This window comes from Neotamlana sargassicola (genome assembly GCF_020523965.1).
GTDB lineage: Bacteria > Bacteroidota > Bacteroidia > Flavobacteriales > Flavobacteriaceae > Neotamlana > Neotamlana sargassicola.
On sequence record NZ_JAJAPX010000003.1, the window covers coordinates 158,729 to 177,119 of the forward strand.

The window sequence follows — 18,391 nt, forward strand, 5'->3', positions numbered from 1 at the left end:
ATGAAAACCCAACTTACCATAGCGTTAATGTTGTTTTTGGCTTTTTGCCGACTACATGCGCAGGTAGGTTATCAACGTGATTCGCTCCAAATTAAAGCATATGCTACCATAGATTATATAGATGGAAATGCAACTGCTATTAAAGTAAAACATGTGTTTTGCGACTATTGTTCAGAATATCAAAAAGAAAAAATATCGGAAGAAGCGAAACGACAAACTTTTTTAATTAGAAATGCAAAAGGTGTTCGAATGTTAAATGGTGTTTATCGACACGCCGTTTATATTCGAGTTTCTAAAGAAGACTTTGCCAATTTAAAAGAAGAAGAGGAGGAAAGTGAAAACCAAGATGAATCCAACAAAAACACATCAAATAAATATTAAAATGAAGTATTTTAAATTATTGTTTTTAACATTAGTATTATGTTTTACTTGTCAAGGTTTTGCACAGAGCAACACTTCCGAGGTTACAGAAATAAAAACTATTGCAAATGCTATGTTAAACGATGTGGCAACAAAAAATTATGATGCACTTATAGATAAAATGCACCCGAAGGTTTTTAGCATTGTACCAAAAGAGTCTTTAAAAGAAATTTTTAAAAGTACTTTTGAAGGTAATGGAGCGGTGTCCATAGATATGCCTGAGGAAAAACCAGACTTTAAAGTATCTGAGGTATTTAATATACAAGATACCTTAAAATATGCTTTTATTTCATATGATATGAAAATGAAAATGACTTTTAAAGAGCAAGAGTTTGATGAAGCTTCGCAAGACATGATGAAAAATATTATGAAAGCGAAAGGCATGGAAGTAAATTTTATTTCTAATAATACACTTGATGTTTTTGCTAATAATAGCATGACTATAGCTTTAAAAGATAAGGCAAGTAATAACGAGTGGACGGTTTTAAATTACGATGCCGATTCACCGTTGGTGTATCAAATTTTACCTTCAGAATTGTTAGAAAAAGCTAAAGAATACAAGCAAAATTTAATGCTTGAAAGCACAAAAAAATCAGAATAGTACCATGAGCGAAACATTAATAGTACCAACTATGGCCGATTTAATGGCTGCAGGAAAAACACCAGAAATACTTTTTTGGGTTGGTTCTGCGGGTAGTTACGACGATAGAGCAAAAAAAATTACAAGAGCATTTGTTAAAATTTTAAATAAAGCCAATGTAGATTTTGCCGTTTTAGGAACTGAAGAAAGCAGTACTGGTGATGCAGCAAAACGTGCCGGTAATGAGTTTTTGTTTCAAATGCAGGCCGTAACTAATATAGAAGTTTTAAATGCCTACGAAGTAAAAAAAATAGTAACAGCCGATCCGCATTCGTATAATACAATAAAAAATGAATACCCAGAATTAGGTGGTAAATACGAGGTGTTGCATCACACGCAATTTATTAAGCAATTGTTCGATGAAGGCCGAATAAAGCCCTCAACAAAAACCTATAATGGCACACGCGTAACATTCCACGATCCGTGTTATTTAGGACGGGCCAATGGTGTTTACGAAGTACCTCGAGATTTATTAAAATTGGCAGGCGTAGAATTGGTAGAAATGAAACGCCATAAACGAACCTCATTATGTTGTGGAGCTGGTGGGGCACAAATGTTTAAAGAACCAGAAAAAGGAGATAAAGATGTAAATGTGCTTCGTACAGAAGATGCTCTTAAAACGAATCCTAAAATTATTGCTACTGGTTGTCCATATTGTAATACAATGATGACCGACGGAATAAAATTTAAAGAAAAAGAAAGTGAAATTGCGGTTTTAGATATTGCTGAAATTATAGCGAATTCACAAGATTTATAACATTTTATGCAAAGCATCGTCTAAGCATATCACATTTAAATAAAAATGCTAGTAGATTTTAATACATTACCAGAAACTTCAAGAGTTTGGATATATCAATCTAACCGTTCTTTTACAGAAGAAGAACTTCATGAAATACAAGATAAATTAAATGTTTTTATTGAAAGCTGGACCGCTCATGGAAGCGATTTACAAGCGGCTTATACCATAAAATATAAGCGCTTTATAATTATAGGATTAAACCAAGATCTTAACAAAGCTACAGGTTGCTCTATTGATGCGTCTGTCCGTTTTATCCAAGATTTAGAACAAACCTATAAGGTAGATTTAATGGATAAAATGAATGTATCTTATAAACAAGGTGAGTTTGTAGCGTATAAATCACTTACCGATTTTAAAAAAATGGCTAAGGATAAAGCCATTTCAAAAAAAACAATTGTATTTAACAACCTTGTTGCTAATATAGCCGAATTTAATGAAAATTGGGAGGTACCAGCAAGCGAGAGTTGGCATAGTCGTTTTATTAAATAATTTAAAAGTAATTTACCTTAAAAAACTTTTATAATTCAATAAGAATAGGCATTTTTACAGCTTATTACAGTTTTAATAAATTATGGCTAACGATATTTTTTTACTGAATATTTCAGGACAAGATAAACCAGGTTTAACAGCAGAATTAACTAGTGTTTTAGCAACTTACGATGGTAAAATACTAGATATTGGTCAGGCGAATATACACGATACCTTGTCTTTAGGTTTAATGTTCGAAATTGAGTCTGGCGAAAAATCTTCTGCAGTTCAAAAAGAATTACTTTTTAAAGCTTACGAACTTGGTGTAACCGCTAAATTTTCACCTATTTCTTTGGCTAATTACGAAGATTGGGTTAGCCAACAAGGTAAAGACCGCTACATTGTAACCATTTTGGGCGAAAAGCTTGCCGCGAACCAAATTGCAGAAGTTACCAAGGTTATTTCAGAAAAAAACTTAAATATCGATGCTATTAAGCGATTAACTGGGCGTTTATCGTTGGTTAAAGCAGAAGAATATCCTCGAGCTTCAATCGAATTGTCTATTCGTGGACGTTTGGAAAAAAAATCGGATTTAACCGAGAAATTCATGCAAATTTCACGCGATTTAGATGTGGATATTGCGTTTCAAGAAGATAATATTTACCGTCGTAACCGCCGTTTGGTGTGTTTCGATATGGATTCTACACTTATTCAAACCGAAGTTATCGACGAGTTAGCAGAACTTGCAGGAGTTGGTGAACAAGTAAAAGCTATTACCGAAGCAGCCATGCAAGGCGAAATAGATTTTAACGAGAGTTTTAAACGCCGTATGAAACTTTTAAAAGGTTTAAGCGAGGAAGTGTTGCAAGGTGTTGCCGAAAGATTACCTATAACAAAGGGTGCTCGACGTTTAATAGATACTTTAAAAAGCTACGGTTTTAAAACTGCAATACTTTCTGGTGGTTTCACTTATTTCGGACATTATTTACAAAAAGAACTTGGTATCGATTATGTATATGCCAACCAATTGGAAATTAAAGATGGCGCTTTAACCGGTAACTATTTGGGCGATATTGTTAATGGCGCTAAAAAAGCCGAATACTTAAAAGAAATTGCCGATAAAGAAGGTATTCATATTAATCAAACCATTGCAGTTGGCGATGGTGCTAACGACTTGCAAATGCTAAATCTTGCAGGGTTAGGTATTGCTTTTCATGCTAAACCAAAGGTGAAGGATAATGCGCAAAGCTCAATTTCTAGTATTGGACTCGATGGCGTATTGTATTTGTTAGGCTACCACGATAGGCATATCGATTTGTAATTATAAAGGGTTAATTATTTCTTTATAAATCTATCTTAAAGTCTTTTAAACTTCTTTTTAAAAGTATTATTTTGGCATGATTATTTATGTAATAATGCTATTACATCATAATTATTAATTAATACTTTTTATGCGTTATTTAGTTTCTAGTATACTATTTTTTCTAATTTCTTTTTGTGCTTATAGCCAGTCAATAAATCCATTATTGGCCGAAGATGTCGAAGCTCAAAAAAAATGGGTCGATAGTGTATACAATGCCATGACTTTACAGGAAAAAGTTGGGCAATTGTATATGGTTCAGGTAATGTCTAACCAAAATGAAACCAAACAACGAGAAATAATCGATATTATAAATAAACACCACATTGGTGGTATTATTTATTCGCTTGGTGGTCCTGTTAGCCAAGCCAAATTGAATAACGAATTACAAGCATTGTCTAAAATTCCGTTATTAATTGGTATGGATGCCGAATGGGGATTAAGCATGCGGCTAGATTCTACTTATGCTTTTCCTTGGAATATGACACTTGGTGCTATTAAAAACAAAGCATTAATAGAACAAACAGGAAAACATATAGGCGAGCATTGTAAACGATTAGGTGTGCATTTTAATTTTGCTCCAGATGTCGATATTAATACCAATCCCGATAATCCTATTATAGGAAACCGATCCTTTGGTGAAGATCGTAACAATGTTACCGAAAAAGCTTCGGCATTTTTAAAAGGCATGCAGGGAGCTGGTGTTTTAGGAAATGCAAAACATTTTCCTGGGCATGGCGATACCAATCAAGATTCTCATAAAACACTACCATCAATTAGTTTTTCCGAAAAGCGCATCGATTCTATAGAGCTTTATCCGTACAAAAAATTAATAAACGACGGACTTGCAAGCGTTATGGTGGCACATTTAAATGTACCGAGTTTAGATGCTTCTGGGGTGCCTTCATCTTTATCTAAACCTATTGTAACGGGTATTTTAAAAGAAAAATTAGGTTTTAAAGGATTAATTTTTACTGATGCTTTAACTATGAAAGGTGCAGCAAATTTTGATGAAGTTGGAGCGATCGATTTAGCCGCATTTAAAGCTGGGAATGATGTGATGTTAATGTCTGAAGATGTTGAAAAAGGCGTGTCTAAAATTATTGAAGCTTATAATAAAGGTGATATAAGTGAAGAACGATTAGCGTATTCTGTAAAAAAGATTTTGCAAGCGAAATACAAAGTTGGGTTGCATAATTACGAACCAGTTGGGTTGTATAATTTAACAAAGGATTTAAATAGATTAAGCGACGACATATTGTATGAAGAGCTTATGGAAAATGCCATAACTCTGGTTCAAAATCGATTAAATGTGGTTCCTATTCAAAATTTAGAGCAACAAAAATTAGCTTATGTTGGTTTAGGTGACGCTAGTGGCGAAGTATTTTTTAATGCTTTAAAACGTTATGCAAAAATTCATAAAATAGAAGCAGATACGCCCAATAATTTTGACGATTTAACTTCTAAATTACAAGCTTACAACACCGTTATTATTGGTTTACATCGTTCCAACGATTCGCCCTGGAAACCTTATAAATTCACTAGCGATGAAATAGCTTGGATAGAGTCTATAGCCAAAACTCATAAAGTAATTTTGGATTTATTTGTAAAACCATATGCACTTATGGATTTAAAAAATATCGATGAAGTAGAAAGCATTTTGGTAAGTTACCAAAATAGTGATACAGCGCAAGAAACATCGGCCGAAATTATTTTTGGAGCACTTGGAGCAAAAGGAAATCTGCCAGTTTCGGCTGGCGACCATTTTGTGGTTGGCGAAGGTTTACCTACAATAGCTGTAAAGCGATTGGGCTATAGTTTCCCTGAACGCGTAGGGGTGAATTCTGAAAAATTAAATCGCATTGATTCTGTTGCCAAAGTAGCGGTAGATTCTATGATGACACCAGGTATTCAATTGCTGGTTGCTCGCGAAGGAAAAGTTATTTACAACAAAAATTTTGGTAAGCATACTTATAAAGGTCATGAAAAAGTGGGGTTCGATGATATTTATGATTTAGCATCATTAACAAAAATTTTGTCCACATTACCTTTGTTAATGGAACTTGAAGAGCAAGGTGTTATTAATTTAGATACGAAATTGTCAACCATTTTACCAGAATACAAATCGTCGAACAAGGCCAACGTTACAATAAAAACTATGTTGTCGCATTATGCCCAGTTACGCCCTTGGGAGCCGTTTTATTACAAAACGTTAGACTCTGTTACCAGACGACCAAGTGACAAATATTATAGAAACCAACGTAGTGAGGCTTTTAATGTTGAAGTTGCTAAGAATTTGTATTTACGTACTGATTATCAGGATTCTTTACCCGAAATTATTAAAGATTCTGAGTTGTTAAGTAGGTTAAGATATAGGTATAGCGATTTTCCATATTATATTTTAAAGAAATTTATAGAACAACATTACGACCAATCGTTAGATGAATTGATTCAATCACATTTTTACGAGCCTTTAGGAGCAAATTATACCATGTATAATCCTTATAAGCGCATAAGTAGTAAAAAAATTGTACCGACAGAGATTGACGATTATTATCGCTATCAAGAGGTTCGTGGTTATGTTCATGATATGGGAGCCGCAATGCAAAATGGGGTTGGAGGTCACGCAGGCGTGTTTAGCAATGCCAACGATGTCGCAAAAATTATGCAAATGTATTTACAAAAAGGCTTTTATGGCGGTAAACAGTATTTAAAACCTTCAACGGTCGATAAATTTAATACCTGCTATTTTTGTGAAAATTATAACCGACGCGGAGTTGGGTTCGATAAACCTCAATTAGGAGATTCTGGGCCAACATGTGGTTGCGTTAGCATGTCTAGTTTTGGGCATTCAGGGTTTACAGGAACTTACACTTGGGCAGATCCGGAGGAAGAATTAGTGTATGTGTTTTTAGCAAATAGAACGTATCCAACTTCGGCTGGTAAAAATTTATTATTACGAGAAAATATTAGAACCGAAATTCAACGTTTAATTTACGAAGCTATAGAAGATTAAAAACTTAGCTATTTTAGTATATAAAATTTAGAAGATGAAAATAGGAATCGTGTGCTACCCAACTTTTGGAGGTAGTGGTGTAGTGGCAACAGAGTTAGGGTTAGAGCTTTCTAAACGCGGCCATGAAGTACATTTTATAACATATAATCAACCCGTAAGATTAGAGTTAATTAGTAACAATGTACATTATCACGAGGTAAATGTGCCAGAATATCCATTATTTCACTATCAGCCGTATGAGTTAGCTTTATCGAGTAAATTAGTGGACATGGTAAAGCTTTATAAAATAGATATTCTTCATGTGCATTATGCAATTCCGCATGCTTATGCTGCTTATATGGCGAAAAAAATGCTTCGTGAAGAAGGTATTTTTGTTCCTATTGTAACTACGCTTCATGGTACAGATATAACGCTCGTTGGAAATCATCCATTTTACAAACCTGCTGTTACATTTAGTATCAACAAATCAGATGCTGTTACGGCGGTTTCCCAAAGTTTAAAAAACGATACACTTCGACTATTTGATATTCAACGTGAAATTAGCGTAGTTCCAAATTTTATAGATTTAGAAAAATATGGCGATCACTTTACAGATTGCCAGCGAAGTATGATGGCAAAACCTGAAGAACGTATTATAACGCATATAAGTAATTTACGTCCGGTAAAACGCGTGCAAGATGTAATTTCGGTGTTTTATAATATTCAAAAGGAAATGCCAGCAAAGTTAATGTTGGTAGGCGAAGGGCCAGAACGTGAAAAAGTAGAACAACGTTGTAAAGAACTGGGTATTTATGAGAAAGTAGCATTTCTTGGAAAAAGTAATGAAATCGATAAGATTTTATGTTACAGCGATTTATTTCTGTTACCTTCTGAGGCTGAAAGTTTTGGTTTAGCAGCTTTAGAAGCAATGAGTTCTAACGTGCCTGTAATTTCTAGTAATGCAGGTGGAATTTCTGAAGTAAATAAACAAGGGGTTACAGGGTTTTTAAGTAATGTGGGTGATATTGATGATATGACAAAAAATGCGCTTTACATTTTAAAAGATGAAAAACGTTTAGAGACTTTTAAAGCAAATGCTAGAGCTGAAGCTTTAAAGTTTGATTTACATACTATTGTGCCACAATACGAAGCTATTTATGAAGATACATTGAGTAAATGCTTGGTATTGTAAAAACTAAATCCTAGCTTTTAACCATTCTTTAAACTCAAAAAAGTTTTGTGGCGCTACACCGTGACCAACAGGAAACTCGTTGTATTTATGTTTTATATTTAAATGCGTTAAAAACGGCGGTGTTTGTTGTGCCCAAGTAACTGGAATAACTTGATCTACGCTACCATGAGAGGTGTAAACATCTAAATTACTATAATCTTTAGTTTCTATATCTTCAGGTAAAATATCTTTGTTAATATAACCACTTAAACCAATAACGTTTTTTACTTTTTCAGGATAAGTTAATGCTACCGAAAAACTTAAAATACAGCCTTGGCTAAAACCTAAAAGTGTTACATGGTTTTTATTTACCGGATAAGTTTCAACCGCTTTATCAATAAAATTGGCAATTAAATCGCGCGATTGTATGGCTTGTTCGTTATCGCTCCATTTTCCTTTTTCAGCATCAAAATTTATAGCATACCAAGCATTACCATAAGGTTGCATTGGGTAAGGTGCTCGTACCGAAATAATAAACAATTCTTCTGGCAATTCTGTCGCAAAGGAGAACAAATCGTTTTCATCGCTTCCATAGCCATGAAACATGATTAATAAAGGCGCGTTTTCTTTTAAACTTGATGGTCTTGTAATGTGATAAAGTGGGAGAGATGTATTCATAATATTAGCTACCTAAATTTGCAAAAAGTTTTTGATATAAATTACCAATTAAAGGCACTGCAACAGCTTTTTTACCAACAGCATTGGCAAATCCGAAGATAAATAGCACACAAAAAAACAGATAAAAACCTAAAGTGGCGTACCAACTGTCAAAATTTCCAATAACATAGCCTAAAACAAAAAAGGTTAACCATAAACCAAGGGCTTGCCTTATATGGAAACTAGCAAAATTACTAGGCTTTTCGCTATTCATGTAATACGAATAAATCGTTCCAAAAATGGTAATATAACTTATTATTGCTTTTTTATGGCCGGCTTCAATATCTGGAGTTGTCATTAAATTTTAGTTTAAATATGCTTGGTTATTTGCTATTATGCCATATACCTTTCCTTTTAAAGTTTCGTTTTCAAAAATGGCATTTTTAGAGGTTGAAACCACATTATTCTTAGTAAATGTATATTTCTGGTCTGGGTTGAATAAAGTTAAATCCGCTTTTGCTCCTATGGATATTGGTTGTTTTTTCAAACCAAAACGTTTTGCACCTTTGGTTAGTAACTCAACAGTTTTTTTAAGCGTAAATATATTTTGTAAGGCCCCAAAAGCGCTTTCTAAACCTATAGTTCCATATGCAGCATGGTCGAATTCTATTTTCTTTTGTTCCACATCAATAGGGGTGTGGTCGCTAGTAACAAAATCTATTGTGCCGTCTTTTACCGCTTCAATTAAAGCATCAACATCGGTTTGTGTGCGTAATGGTGGCATCACTTTATAATTGGTATCAAAGTCAGTTAAAACATCATCTGTAAAATATAAATTGTGAATCGCCACACTACAAGTTACATCTAATTTTTTCTGTTTTGCTTCCCGAATTAAGGCCACCGATTTTGCCGTTGAAATCGTTGGAATATGCAGTTTTCCACCGGTGTATTCTAATAAAAATAAATCGCGGGCTACATGTAATTCTTCAGCTAAAGCGGGAATACCTTTTAAGCCTAATTTAGTGCTCGTTATATGCTCGTTAACAACACCTTTTCCTGCTATTTTACGCTCAAAAGGAAACGAACAAACTAATCCGCCAAAATTACTAGCGTATTGCAAGGCTATTTTAACTAAGTTTGGGTTTTCAATAGGTTTTTTATAGTCGTAAAACGCTACAGCACCTGCGGTGTGCATATCGTAAAGTTCGGCTAAATCTTCGCTCTCACTTTTTACGGTAAGGGCACCAATTGGCAATAAATTTACAATGTTGTTCGCCGATTTTGCATTTATAAAAGTGATGTCGGCATTCGAATCGATTACTGGATTTGAATTTGCATTTAAAGCAATACTTGTAAATCCAGATGATGCTGCAGTTTTTAACCCGTTGGCAATAGTTTCGCGTTCTTCGTAACCGGGTTCTCCAAAACTCACACTACTATCGAACCAACCTTGCGATACATGAAGGTTTTTTAATGAAACTTCCTCGTAGTTTTTCGAGTTTTCAATAGTTTTATCAATTTGGGTAATTACACCATTTTCAATTAAAATATCTTGAGTGGTGTTGTGAAAATCACTCTTAGAATCTAGTATTGTAGCAGATTTTACAAGTATGTTCATTTAAAGTATTTTAATATGAGCATTTCAATTAGCAATAATGCTAGCGCAAAAATAACAAACCATTTCCATAGCGCATTAACATTTGTGTTACTTTTTATGGTATCGAAAATATCATTAATTGAATTGCTGTAATTTATGTTTTCAAGAATTGATAAATCGCCGTAAACCAAATCACTTTCATCGCGGTTATAATTAAAGCTAACATTGCTAATGGTTTCTGTTTGTTGGTTTACGTTGTAGGTTCCAGAAACTTCAGGATTTTCATGAGTTGTAACCACAACTTTATTGTTAAAATATTGTTGCTTTGGAATTAAGTTGATGTCTTTATTAACTAGGGTAAGTACTTCGTCCTGTTGTAATTTTGTGTCAACATCAATGGTGTTTTCTGTACCAATTTGGTAATAAAGTTTAGGTATTTTAAAGCTTTGTTTCCCAATGTTATAAAGCGTTGGTACAATAAGAGGCGAATTTTTAAAGTTTGAATTTTTACTATTAAAGGCCGAAGCAAACACGTAAGTATTTTGGCGCTGACCCAGAAATAAACTCTTATCTTCAAACTGTAAAACCGGAGCTATTCCTGCCGAAGCTATTTTGTAAAAACTATTTACTTTTGGGTATTGAAAGTTGTTTACTTGTTTTTCGAAAACACCATTATTAAAAAGTGAATGCCCGTAATTTATGGTTGTTATGCGTTTTTCGGAAGCAATGAAACTTGAATAATTAAATTGAAAGCCATTTAAAAACGGGTTGTAAGCATCAATATTTGTGTTGGTTGATGGAATTACAATTAAAGCACCACCTTGATTGGTAAATTGCTTTAAAGTTGCGGTTAAAGAAACAGGTATACTATTCAACTCATTTAAAACAATTAAATTTTGTTCGCTAATACTGTTGTAATTTAGTTGGTTTTCGGGTGTAGAGGAATAATTAAATTCATCTTTTGTAAAAATACGTTTTAAGAAGCTGTCGTTAGCGCCATTTATGGATAAAACATTAATTTTTTTTGTACTGTTGATGTTAAAAAATAAAGTGTTATCAAAATCTAAGCTCGAATCATCAATTTCTATTTTACCGTTTATAACCTGGTTTGCAGGAAGCGAAAAGGTAGTTTCGGCTTCTTGATTAATTGACACTGATGTTTTGGCAACGAGTTTATCTCCATTAAACAAAGAAATCGGTAAGTTTTCAACCGAAATACCACTATTTTTTAAAAGTACTTTAAGCTCGATTATGGTTGCTGTGGTTTTACTAATATAAGCACTATCAATGGCAATGTTGTTGGTATTTACAGGTTGTAATTTTACCAAATGTAATTGTGTAAGTGAATCGTTTTCTGCTTCAAGATTTAAATTACTTTTCTGAAAATCGCTGATCATCAGAAAGTTTTTAAGTGTATTTTTTTTATTAGAAAAACTCGACTTTCCTTGTAATAAAATGGCATTAAGATTTGTAGTGTTTGCTGAATAATTTAGCTGTAACAAATCGTTTTTTATGGCCTTTATTGTCGTGTTTTTAAAGCTCGTATTGTTTGTGAAAATTGAAATGTTTTCGTCTTCAGGAATATTTGTAATTAAGTCTTGAATGGCGCGTTTAAACAATTCGCCTTTAGGCCCTTTGGCCTGCATGCTAAAGGAATTGTCTATATAAATTACGGTTTCCTTTTCAGCTTTAAAGGTGTTGGTTTTAGCAATAAATGGTTGCGCAAAAGCCAGTACTAATGCCGCTAAAAGCAATAACCTAGTTAAAAGCAATAGCCATTTTTTTAATTGTTTGTTTTTTCGAGTTTGTTGTGTGGCTTCTTTTAAAAAGGCCACATTGGTAAATGCAATTTTTTGAAACTTTCGAAGCTGAAAAAGATGAACAATAATAGGGATGAGCAGAAGAAAAAGAGTGTAAAGAATTTCGGGGTGTTTAAACTGCATTCCTATTTATTATTTTTCAAATATAGAAAATGCATACGACAAATTTTATTAACAAAAGAAAATATAATCAATTACAGGTTGCTTTTTTATGGTTGCCATGTATTTATGGATTTCTTTTTGTGCAATTTTATTAGCTACGGTGACGATACTTTGCGAATTTTTAACCGAAGCTAAATTCATAAAAGGTTGTAATGTAACACCATAAATTGCTTTTCCAATTTTGTTTGGGTTATCGCAAATCCAAGTAAACGGAATATTCTTTTCTACCAAGGTTTTCGCAATGAGTTTACCTTTGTGACCTGCACCCCAAATTACTAAATTTTTATTAGGATTATAATCGATGTCTAAAAAGTGCATTAATTTTAAATCGATAAAATGGTTTAAGGCATAATGCTCATGGGTTCGCGAGGTTCGGTAGCTATAATCGCGCCAGTAATGCAGTAATTGGTTACTTGGTATGCATTTGTATTTATTTTTATAAAACCTAAATGTTAGGTCGTAATCTTCTGGGTATACATTGGGGTTAAAGGCGCCGCATTCTATTAAATCCTCACGATGCAGCATCCAACATGGTGAAGCGATAACGCATTCTTTATAAATTTCGTTGTAATTGCTTCCGGTTTTCGTGAGGTTGTTAATCCAAGTTTCATATTGTTGGTAACCGTCGCTAATACCAGCATCAGAAAAATATTTTACTAATCCGGTGGCTACGTGTTTTTTTCCGTGTGTTTTCAGTTGGTTTACTAATGCTTCAAGTTTATTATCCGTCATAATATCATCGCTATCCATTCGGGTAATAAATTCGCCAGTACTGGTTTTAAAAGCGAGTTTTAAGGCATCGATAATGCCATTTCCTGTGTTTTTAAGTAACTTTATTCTCGGCTCATTTTCCGCGAAAGCGTTAACCACATCATAACTATTATCGGTAGAATGGTCGTCGATAATAAGTAATTCCCAGTTTGTATAGTTTTGATTAATAATAGATTGGATACACTCGCCAATAAAGGCTTCGGTATTTTTAAACGGTGTTAATATGCTAACTAAGTTTTTTTGCATTTGGCGAATATACAGAATTCTCATTTTAACATAATGTTAAGAGGAATAACAGTAACATATTGGTACTTTGCACGTCACATAAAAATAAACTCTAAATAAATGAATATTAAATTTTTTCCTGCTTTAATTGCAGCAGGTATGGTATTAGCCAGTTGTGGCGGTGCAAAAATACCTGCCGATTTAGCTACTACTTTGCCAATTGAAACCTCAATTAATTTAACCAATGTAAGCGACGACAAGGCGCCTGTAACTATTAATCCAGGACGTTTTGTTACCGAAACGGTTACATACAGATTGCCAAGAGTAGTGCAAGGAACCTACGCTGTAAGTGATTTTGGTAAGTATGTAGATGATTTTAAAGCAATTGATTACAACGGAAACGAATTACCGGTAACAAAAGTTGATACGAATACATGGACAATAAGTAATGCTACACAATTAGACAAAATAACCTATTTAGTTAACGATACTTTTGATGAGGAAAAGGTGGGAGGAATTGGTAAAGAAGTGCCTTTTTCGCCTTCAGGTACGAACATAGAACCTAAAAACTATGTGCTAAACTTACATGGTTTTATTGGGTATTTCGATTCGTTAAAAAACAATCAGTATAAATTAGATGTTACGGCAGCGGCCGATTTTAATCGTACCTCGGCTTTACAAACCATAAATTCTATAACTAGTGAAGATGGTAAAACGCTTACCACAAGTTATTTTGCACCGCGTTATTTTGATATTACAGATAACCCAATGATGTATGGTAATTTAGATGTTGAAGAATTTGAAGTAGGCGATATAAAAATTGTTTTAAGTGTGTATTCACCAAATAAAGTGCATTCTGCAAAATCATTAAAAGAAACGGTTTTTAAAATGATGAAAGCCCAAAAAGCCTATTTAGGAGATATAAATTCTACACCGCGTTACGATATTTACTTGTATTTATCGGAAGGAAAGGAGGACTCGCCAAAAGGTTTCGGTGCTTTAGAGCATCACACGTCAACTGTAGTAGTTTTACCAGAAGCTATGGACGATGAAGCTTTAGCAGAAAGTATGACCGATGTGGTTTCGCATGAGTTTTTTCATATTGTAACGCCGTTAAGCGTGCATTCTGAAGATGTACATTATTTTGATTACAACAACCCAACCTTCTCGAAACATTTATGGATGTATGAAGGTATTACCGAATATTTTGCAACCTTGTTTCAAGTCGATCAAGATTTAGTTAGCGAAGAAGATTTTTATAATAAAGTTATGGAGAAAATTCAATTATCTAAGCAACGCTATAACGATGCGATGAGTTTTACCATAATGAGTGAAAATGTGCTAAAAGACCCTTACAAAGATCAGTATGCCAATGTGTACCAAAAAGGGGCTTTAATTGGTATGTGTATAGATATTTTAATGCGAGAAGAAAGTAACGGTAACCGTGGTGTTTTATCTTTAATGAAAGAATTATCGAATAAATATGGTAAAAACAAACCATTTGAAGATGATAAGTTAATTGAAGAAATTATTGCCATGACTTATCCTAGCGTTGGTGAATTTTTAAACACACACGTTGTTGGAGATACACCAATTAATTATAACGAATTTTTTAATAAAGTAGGTTTAGAAATTGCTGAAGGCAAGGTAGAAACCAATTATATTTTAATTAATGGCGTGCCAATTGTTAGCGGTAATCCTGAAAACGGAACCATATTTTTTACCGATGCTGTTGAAAAAAATAGTTTCTGGATAGATAATGGTGCGAAAGCAAACGATGTAATTAAAAGTGTTGGTGGTACAGAGTTAACAATGATGAATGCAAATTCTATACTACAACAAATATTTAGTTGGAAACCAGGAAGCGATGTTGAAGTGGTTTTAGTAAGAGATGGTGAAGAAAAAGTTATAAAAACTAAGGTTACAAAAACCTATACAACAGGTGAAGGACTTATGCCTAAAGCAGATGCAAGCGATGCGCAAAAAGCATTGCGTAAAGCTTGGTTAAAAGGGTAATATTTGCAACATATTATGATATTAAAAAGGCTGGAATTTTTCCAGCCTTTGTTTATTTTAAGATAGTAAATTTAAAGGTGGTACCTTCGTTTATTACTGATGTTACTTTAATAGTACCATTAAGTTTCGTAATAAGCGATTTTACTGTAAATAAACCAATTCCAGTGCCTTTATTACCGTGCTTATCGGCTTCATGGGCGGTATTAAATAAATCGAAAAGTGCTTCTTGTTTGTTTGGGTCTATGCCTTCACCGTTGTCTTTTACGTAAAAAATATGGTGTGTGTCATCGGCTTCATAATCAATGTAAACCACTGGTTTTTCTTTAAAGTTATATTTAAATCCGTTGTCGACCAAATTAAGTAGAATTTGCTCTAAAACGTAGGTGTTTACATTGTTAAGTGTTCCGTTATTTAGCAATTTAAAGTTGTTTTCGTTTAAACTTAAAATTGTCTTTATATTTAGGTAAACCTCTTTAAGTTTGGTTTCTTTTTTGTCTTTTTCTAGTAAAGCTTCGCTTTTGTAGTGTTTTAAAATGCCGTCTATATAAGCCCGAAGTGTATCGGCAGAATCTTCAATAAAATTTAAATACTCTAAATTTATTTTAGGGTAAGTTTCAATTAATTCAGTTTTAAATAAATGAGATAATGAAGTAATATTTGCTAGAGGTGATTTTAAATCGTGCGATACCTTATTAGCAAATGTTTTTAAAGTGTTATGGCGTTCTTCAAGCGATTCCAATGTTTCGTTAAGCTCTTTATTTTTTAAACGCAATTCAAATAAATTAACAACTTGCTTTGCCAAAATAACGAGAGCTTCTTTTTGTTTTTTATTGAGTTTACGTGGCTCAACATCATAAATGCAAAGTGTACCAAGCGCATAACCATCTGGGTTTATTAGCGGTACGCCTGCATAAAACTTTACATTGTTTTCGGTAATTATTGGGTTATCGAAAAAGCGACTATCTTTCGTGGCATCTTCAATAATAAAAATGGGGTTGTCATCTAGAATGGCATGACCACAAAACGAAATATTTCTTGGTGATTCATTAAACGTTAACCCATAGTGCGATTTTAAATAATTGCGTTCGGTATCTAACAATGAAATAATGGCAATGGGTACATTACAAATATTAGCTGTTAAATCTGTAATATTATCAAAATCGGGTTCTGGAGGAGTATCTAAAAGGTTATATTTCTTAACAGCTTCTAATCGTTTAGACTCGTTTTTAGGGAAATTGGGACTTTTCATAGTAAATATAGTAGGTAATATATTTACGTGAATATAAAACAAAGGGTTTCTATTAAGTGTTAAATTTTTCAAAAACTCCAAGTCCAAATAACGCAAAATCGTATTTCACAGGATCTTTTTTATTTAAAACACGTAAATTGTAATCTAGTTCGCTCAAAGCTTTAGCATCGTTTTGCTTTCTACTTAGTAAACCTAATTTACGAGCTACGTTGCCCGAATGTACGTCGAGCGGACAGGACAGCTGGCTAGGTGAGAGGCTGTCCCAAATACCAAAATCTACGCCAGCATTATCTTTTCTTACCATCCAGCGTAGGTACATATTTATTCTTTTTGCTGCCGATTTTTTTAAAGGATCGCTAATGTGTTTTTGTGTACGCGGTAAATGCTCAATTTCAAAAAATACTGTTTTAAATTTAGAAATGGCTTCTTGAAGATTTTTGCTATTAAGTTTATTAAAAAGCTGCTCTAAGCCATCGTGATTTTTATAAATGTTATGTAAAGCATTAATAAAGGTAATACAATCTGTACCGTTAAACGTTCGGTGTACAAAAGGTTCTAATTTTTTTAAATCTGTTTCTTTGTGGTTTATTACAAAATCGTGCGGTGCATTATCTAACAAAGCCATTAGTTTTTTTGCGTTATTTATGATGCTTTTTCGGTTACCCCAAGCTATAGTTGCTGTTAAAAAGCCTGAAATTTCAATGTCTTCCTTTTTAGAAAAGGCATGCGGAATTTGTATTGGATCGCTTTCAATAAATTTTGGGTTGTTGTAGGTTTCAACCTTTTCGTCTAAAAAATCTTTTAAATCTAAAATTGAGAAATTCTTATTCAATGTAAGTTTTTATTCAAAAATAACAACAGTTTACCAAATAGTTATTCAATGCGCATATAATTTTCGCCTAATTCAATTTGGCTAAACTTGTCCTTGTTTAATTCTAGTTTAAAATATACGTGATGACTATAAGCGCCATCAATAAATTTATTAACCACATTGTATCTAAAAACTAAATTTTTATGCCATGTGCTGTTTGTAATTACGAAAAATAATGTAAAATTATAATTAAAATGTTCATATTAAACATACAATTCGGCATAAAATAGCCGATGAAATACACGTTAATTTTTAAACAATCAAGTATTTACAGTTTTATTACAATATAATTTGCATTTTGCGTTATTTTCATATCAAAAAAACAAAATGTGATGTATAGAAGTTTACTTTTTATTTTAGGAATACTATTATTTAGTTGTGAAAATGAGCGTATTAGCAATGGAACTGATTCTGCTGCTGCGCTTGAAGCTTTAACAGAATATGTAACGGTTAATAAAGTATTTCAAGATGTTGGAAATAACAGCGGAGATAATATTTTAACTGCTGAAACTTCAGCTTCAGCGAAATCATCAAATATAAAAGATGAAGCTATTGTAACCATAGAACCTTTCGATTTAAGTACTTTTCCAAAAACAATTACTATCGATTATGGCGATGGAGTTTTAGGACGTGATGGTATTACTAGAAAAGGGATAATTACCATTATTTCTACGAATTGGTATCGTGTTGAAGGTAGCGTGCATACCACAACTTTTACTAATTTTTATCATAACGACTATAAAGTTGAAGGCATACATGTCGCAGAGAATTTAGGGGAGAATGATGATGACAATTTACAGTTTGAAGTGACTATTACTAATGGGAAAATAACCAACTTAGAAAACGAAAGTATAGAGTATACCGAAAATGTAATTAGAACGTGGATAGCAGGAGAAACTACACCTTTTAATATTTGGGACGACGAATATTTGTTTGAAGGTTCTCAGTTTGGAATAAGTTCAAAAGGTGTAAACTATAGCTTAACTACCGATGAAGCTTTACATTTTACCTTATTACCACGAAATATAGAATCTGGTATTCTTGATGTAACTTTAGGTATTTTTAGCGGAATAAAAATTGATTATACAGAGTCCACTATTACTATATTAGGGGTTTCTTATCCCTTTGGAGATTAAAATATTTAAATAATTAAGGTTTGTAATGGTTACA

Annotated in this window: 16 protein-coding genes; 9 read left to right on the plus strand and 7 right to left on the minus strand. The window is 33.2% G+C overall.

Annotated elements, in window-relative coordinates; translation table 11 throughout:
- The 7 genes from LG651_RS08640 (at position 1) to bshA (ending at position 7,874) form a co-directional block, all read left to right on the plus strand.
- Entirely contained in the window at positions 1 to 381 is a 381-nt protein-coding gene (locus tag LG651_RS08640; RefSeq protein WP_226695736.1) for a hypothetical protein, read from the plus strand.
- A 1-nt stretch (position 382) separates the two neighbouring features.
- Complete coding sequence (locus LG651_RS08645; protein ID WP_226695737.1) at positions 383 to 1,021, plus strand: hypothetical protein; 639 nt, start codon at positions 383 to 385, stop codon at positions 1,019 to 1,021.
- Between the two features lie 4 nt (positions 1,022 to 1,025).
- Entirely contained in the window at positions 1,026 to 1,817 is a 792-nt protein-coding gene (locus LG651_RS08650) for a (Fe-S)-binding protein (RefSeq protein ID WP_226696041.1), read from the plus strand.
- A 45-nt stretch (positions 1,818 to 1,862) separates the two neighbouring features.
- A complete protein-coding gene (locus tag LG651_RS08655) occupies positions 1,863 to 2,348 on the plus strand; it encodes an ABC transporter ATPase (RefSeq protein WP_226695738.1) in 486 nt (161 codons plus the stop codon).
- Between the two features lie 82 nt (positions 2,349 to 2,430).
- A complete protein-coding gene (gene serB / locus LG651_RS08660) occupies positions 2,431 to 3,648 on the plus strand; it encodes a phosphoserine phosphatase SerB (RefSeq protein ID WP_226695739.1) in 1,218 nt (405 codons plus the stop codon).
- 130 nt (positions 3,649 to 3,778) lie between these two features.
- Positions 3,779 to 6,703: a glycoside hydrolase family 3 N-terminal domain-containing protein gene (locus LG651_RS08665; protein WP_226695740.1), complete on the plus strand. Its 2,925-nt coding sequence runs from the start codon at positions 3,779 to 3,781 to the stop codon at positions 6,701 to 6,703.
- 34 nt (positions 6,704 to 6,737) lie between these two features.
- Positions 6,738 to 7,874, plus strand: a complete 1,137-nt coding sequence (gene bshA, locus LG651_RS08670) for an N-acetyl-alpha-D-glucosaminyl L-malate synthase BshA (protein ID WP_226695741.1) — start codon at positions 6,738 to 6,740, stop codon at positions 7,872 to 7,874.
- Between the two features lie 3 nt (positions 7,875 to 7,877).
- Here the strand turns inward: bshA and LG651_RS08675 are convergent, their stop codons facing one another.
- The 5 genes from LG651_RS08675 to LG651_RS08695 are packed head-to-tail and all read right to left on the minus strand — an operon-like array spanning position 7,878 to position 13,130.
- Positions 7,878 to 8,531, minus strand: a complete 654-nt coding sequence (locus LG651_RS08675; RefSeq protein ID WP_226695742.1) for an alpha/beta hydrolase — start codon at positions 8,529 to 8,531, stop codon at positions 7,878 to 7,880.
- Positions 8,532 to 8,535: 4 nt separating this feature from the next.
- The gene (locus tag LG651_RS08680) at positions 8,536 to 8,868 is read right to left on the minus strand and encodes a hypothetical protein (protein WP_226695743.1); all 333 of its coding nucleotides are present in this window, start codon (positions 8,866 to 8,868) and stop codon (positions 8,536 to 8,538) included.
- Between the two features lie 6 nt (positions 8,869 to 8,874).
- A complete protein-coding gene (locus tag LG651_RS08685; protein ID WP_226695744.1) occupies positions 8,875 to 10,128 on the minus strand; it encodes a dihydroorotase in 1,254 nt (417 codons plus the stop codon).
- Positions 10,125 to 12,050 (minus strand): BatA domain-containing protein, encoded by a 1,926-nt coding sequence (locus LG651_RS08690; RefSeq protein WP_226695745.1) that lies wholly within the window; start codon positions 12,048 to 12,050, stop codon positions 10,125 to 10,127. The genes LG651_RS08685 and LG651_RS08690 overlap by 4 nt, the downstream gene beginning before the upstream one ends.
- A 48-nt stretch (positions 12,051 to 12,098) precedes the next feature.
- Positions 12,099 to 13,130 (minus strand): glycosyltransferase family 2 protein, encoded by a 1,032-nt coding sequence (locus tag LG651_RS08695; protein WP_226695746.1) that lies wholly within the window; start codon positions 13,128 to 13,130, stop codon positions 12,099 to 12,101.
- Between the two features lie 75 nt (positions 13,131 to 13,205).
- Between LG651_RS08695 and LG651_RS08700 the strand changes: the two genes are divergently transcribed.
- Complete coding sequence (locus LG651_RS08700) at positions 13,206 to 15,101, plus strand: M61 family metallopeptidase (protein WP_226695747.1); 1,896 nt, start codon at positions 13,206 to 13,208, stop codon at positions 15,099 to 15,101.
- A gap of 52 nt (positions 15,102 to 15,153) precedes the next feature.
- On the opposite strand, the gene LG651_RS08705 is transcribed toward LG651_RS08700, so the two are convergent.
- Complete coding sequence (locus LG651_RS08705; RefSeq protein ID WP_226695748.1) at positions 15,154 to 16,350, minus strand: sensor histidine kinase; 1,197 nt, start codon at positions 16,348 to 16,350, stop codon at positions 15,154 to 15,156.
- Positions 16,351 to 16,402: 52 nt separating this feature from the next.
- On the minus strand, positions 16,403 to 17,182 hold the full coding sequence (locus LG651_RS08710; protein WP_226695749.1) for a TIGR02757 family protein: 780 nt from the start codon (positions 17,180 to 17,182) through the stop codon (positions 16,403 to 16,405).
- Between the two features lie 371 nt (positions 17,183 to 17,553).
- Between LG651_RS08710 and LG651_RS08715 the strand changes: the two genes are divergently transcribed.
- Entirely contained in the window at positions 17,554 to 18,357 is an 804-nt protein-coding gene (locus LG651_RS08715; protein ID WP_226695750.1) for a hypothetical protein, read from the plus strand.
- The last annotated feature ends 34 nt before the right edge of the window (positions 18,358 to 18,391 follow it).

Coding starts and splice junctions, on each gene's coding strand:
- LG651_RS08675 (WP_226695742.1), bottom strand. CDS start 8,531: ATGAATACATCTCTCCCACTTTATCACATTACAAGACCATCAAGTTTA.
- LG651_RS08650 (WP_226696041.1), top strand. CDS start 1,026: ATGAGCGAAACATTAATAGTACCAACTATGGCCGATTTAATGGCTGCA.
- LG651_RS08715 (WP_226695750.1), top strand. CDS start 17,554: ATGTATAGAAGTTTACTTTTTATTTTAGGAATACTATTATTTAGTTGT.
- LG651_RS08655 (WP_226695738.1), top strand. CDS start 1,863: ATGCTAGTAGATTTTAATACATTACCAGAAACTTCAAGAGTTTGGATA.
- serB (WP_226695739.1), top strand. CDS start 2,431: ATGGCTAACGATATTTTTTTACTGAATATTTCAGGACAAGATAAACCA.
- LG651_RS08665 (WP_226695740.1), top strand. CDS start 3,779: ATGCGTTATTTAGTTTCTAGTATACTATTTTTTCTAATTTCTTTTTGT.
- LG651_RS08685 (WP_226695744.1), bottom strand. CDS start 10,128: ATGAACATACTTGTAAAATCTGCTACAATACTAGATTCTAAGAGTGAT.
- LG651_RS08680 (WP_226695743.1), bottom strand. CDS start 8,868: ATGACAACTCCAGATATTGAAGCCGGCCATAAAAAAGCAATAATAAGT.
- LG651_RS08645 (WP_226695737.1), top strand. CDS start 383: ATGAAGTATTTTAAATTATTGTTTTTAACATTAGTATTATGTTTTACT.
- LG651_RS08700 (WP_226695747.1), top strand. CDS start 13,206: ATGAATATTAAATTTTTTCCTGCTTTAATTGCAGCAGGTATGGTATTA.
- LG651_RS08640 (WP_226695736.1), top strand. CDS start 1: ATGAAAACCCAACTTACCATAGCGTTAATGTTGTTTTTGGCTTTTTGC.
- LG651_RS08695 (WP_226695746.1), bottom strand. CDS start 13,130: ATGAGAATTCTGTATATTCGCCAAATGCAAAAAAACTTAGTTAGCATA.
- LG651_RS08705 (WP_226695748.1), bottom strand. CDS start 16,350: ATGAAAAGTCCCAATTTCCCTAAAAACGAGTCTAAACGATTAGAAGCT.
- bshA (WP_226695741.1), top strand. CDS start 6,738: ATGAAAATAGGAATCGTGTGCTACCCAACTTTTGGAGGTAGTGGTGTA.
- LG651_RS08690 (WP_226695745.1), bottom strand. CDS start 12,050: ATGCAGTTTAAACACCCCGAAATTCTTTACACTCTTTTTCTTCTGCTC.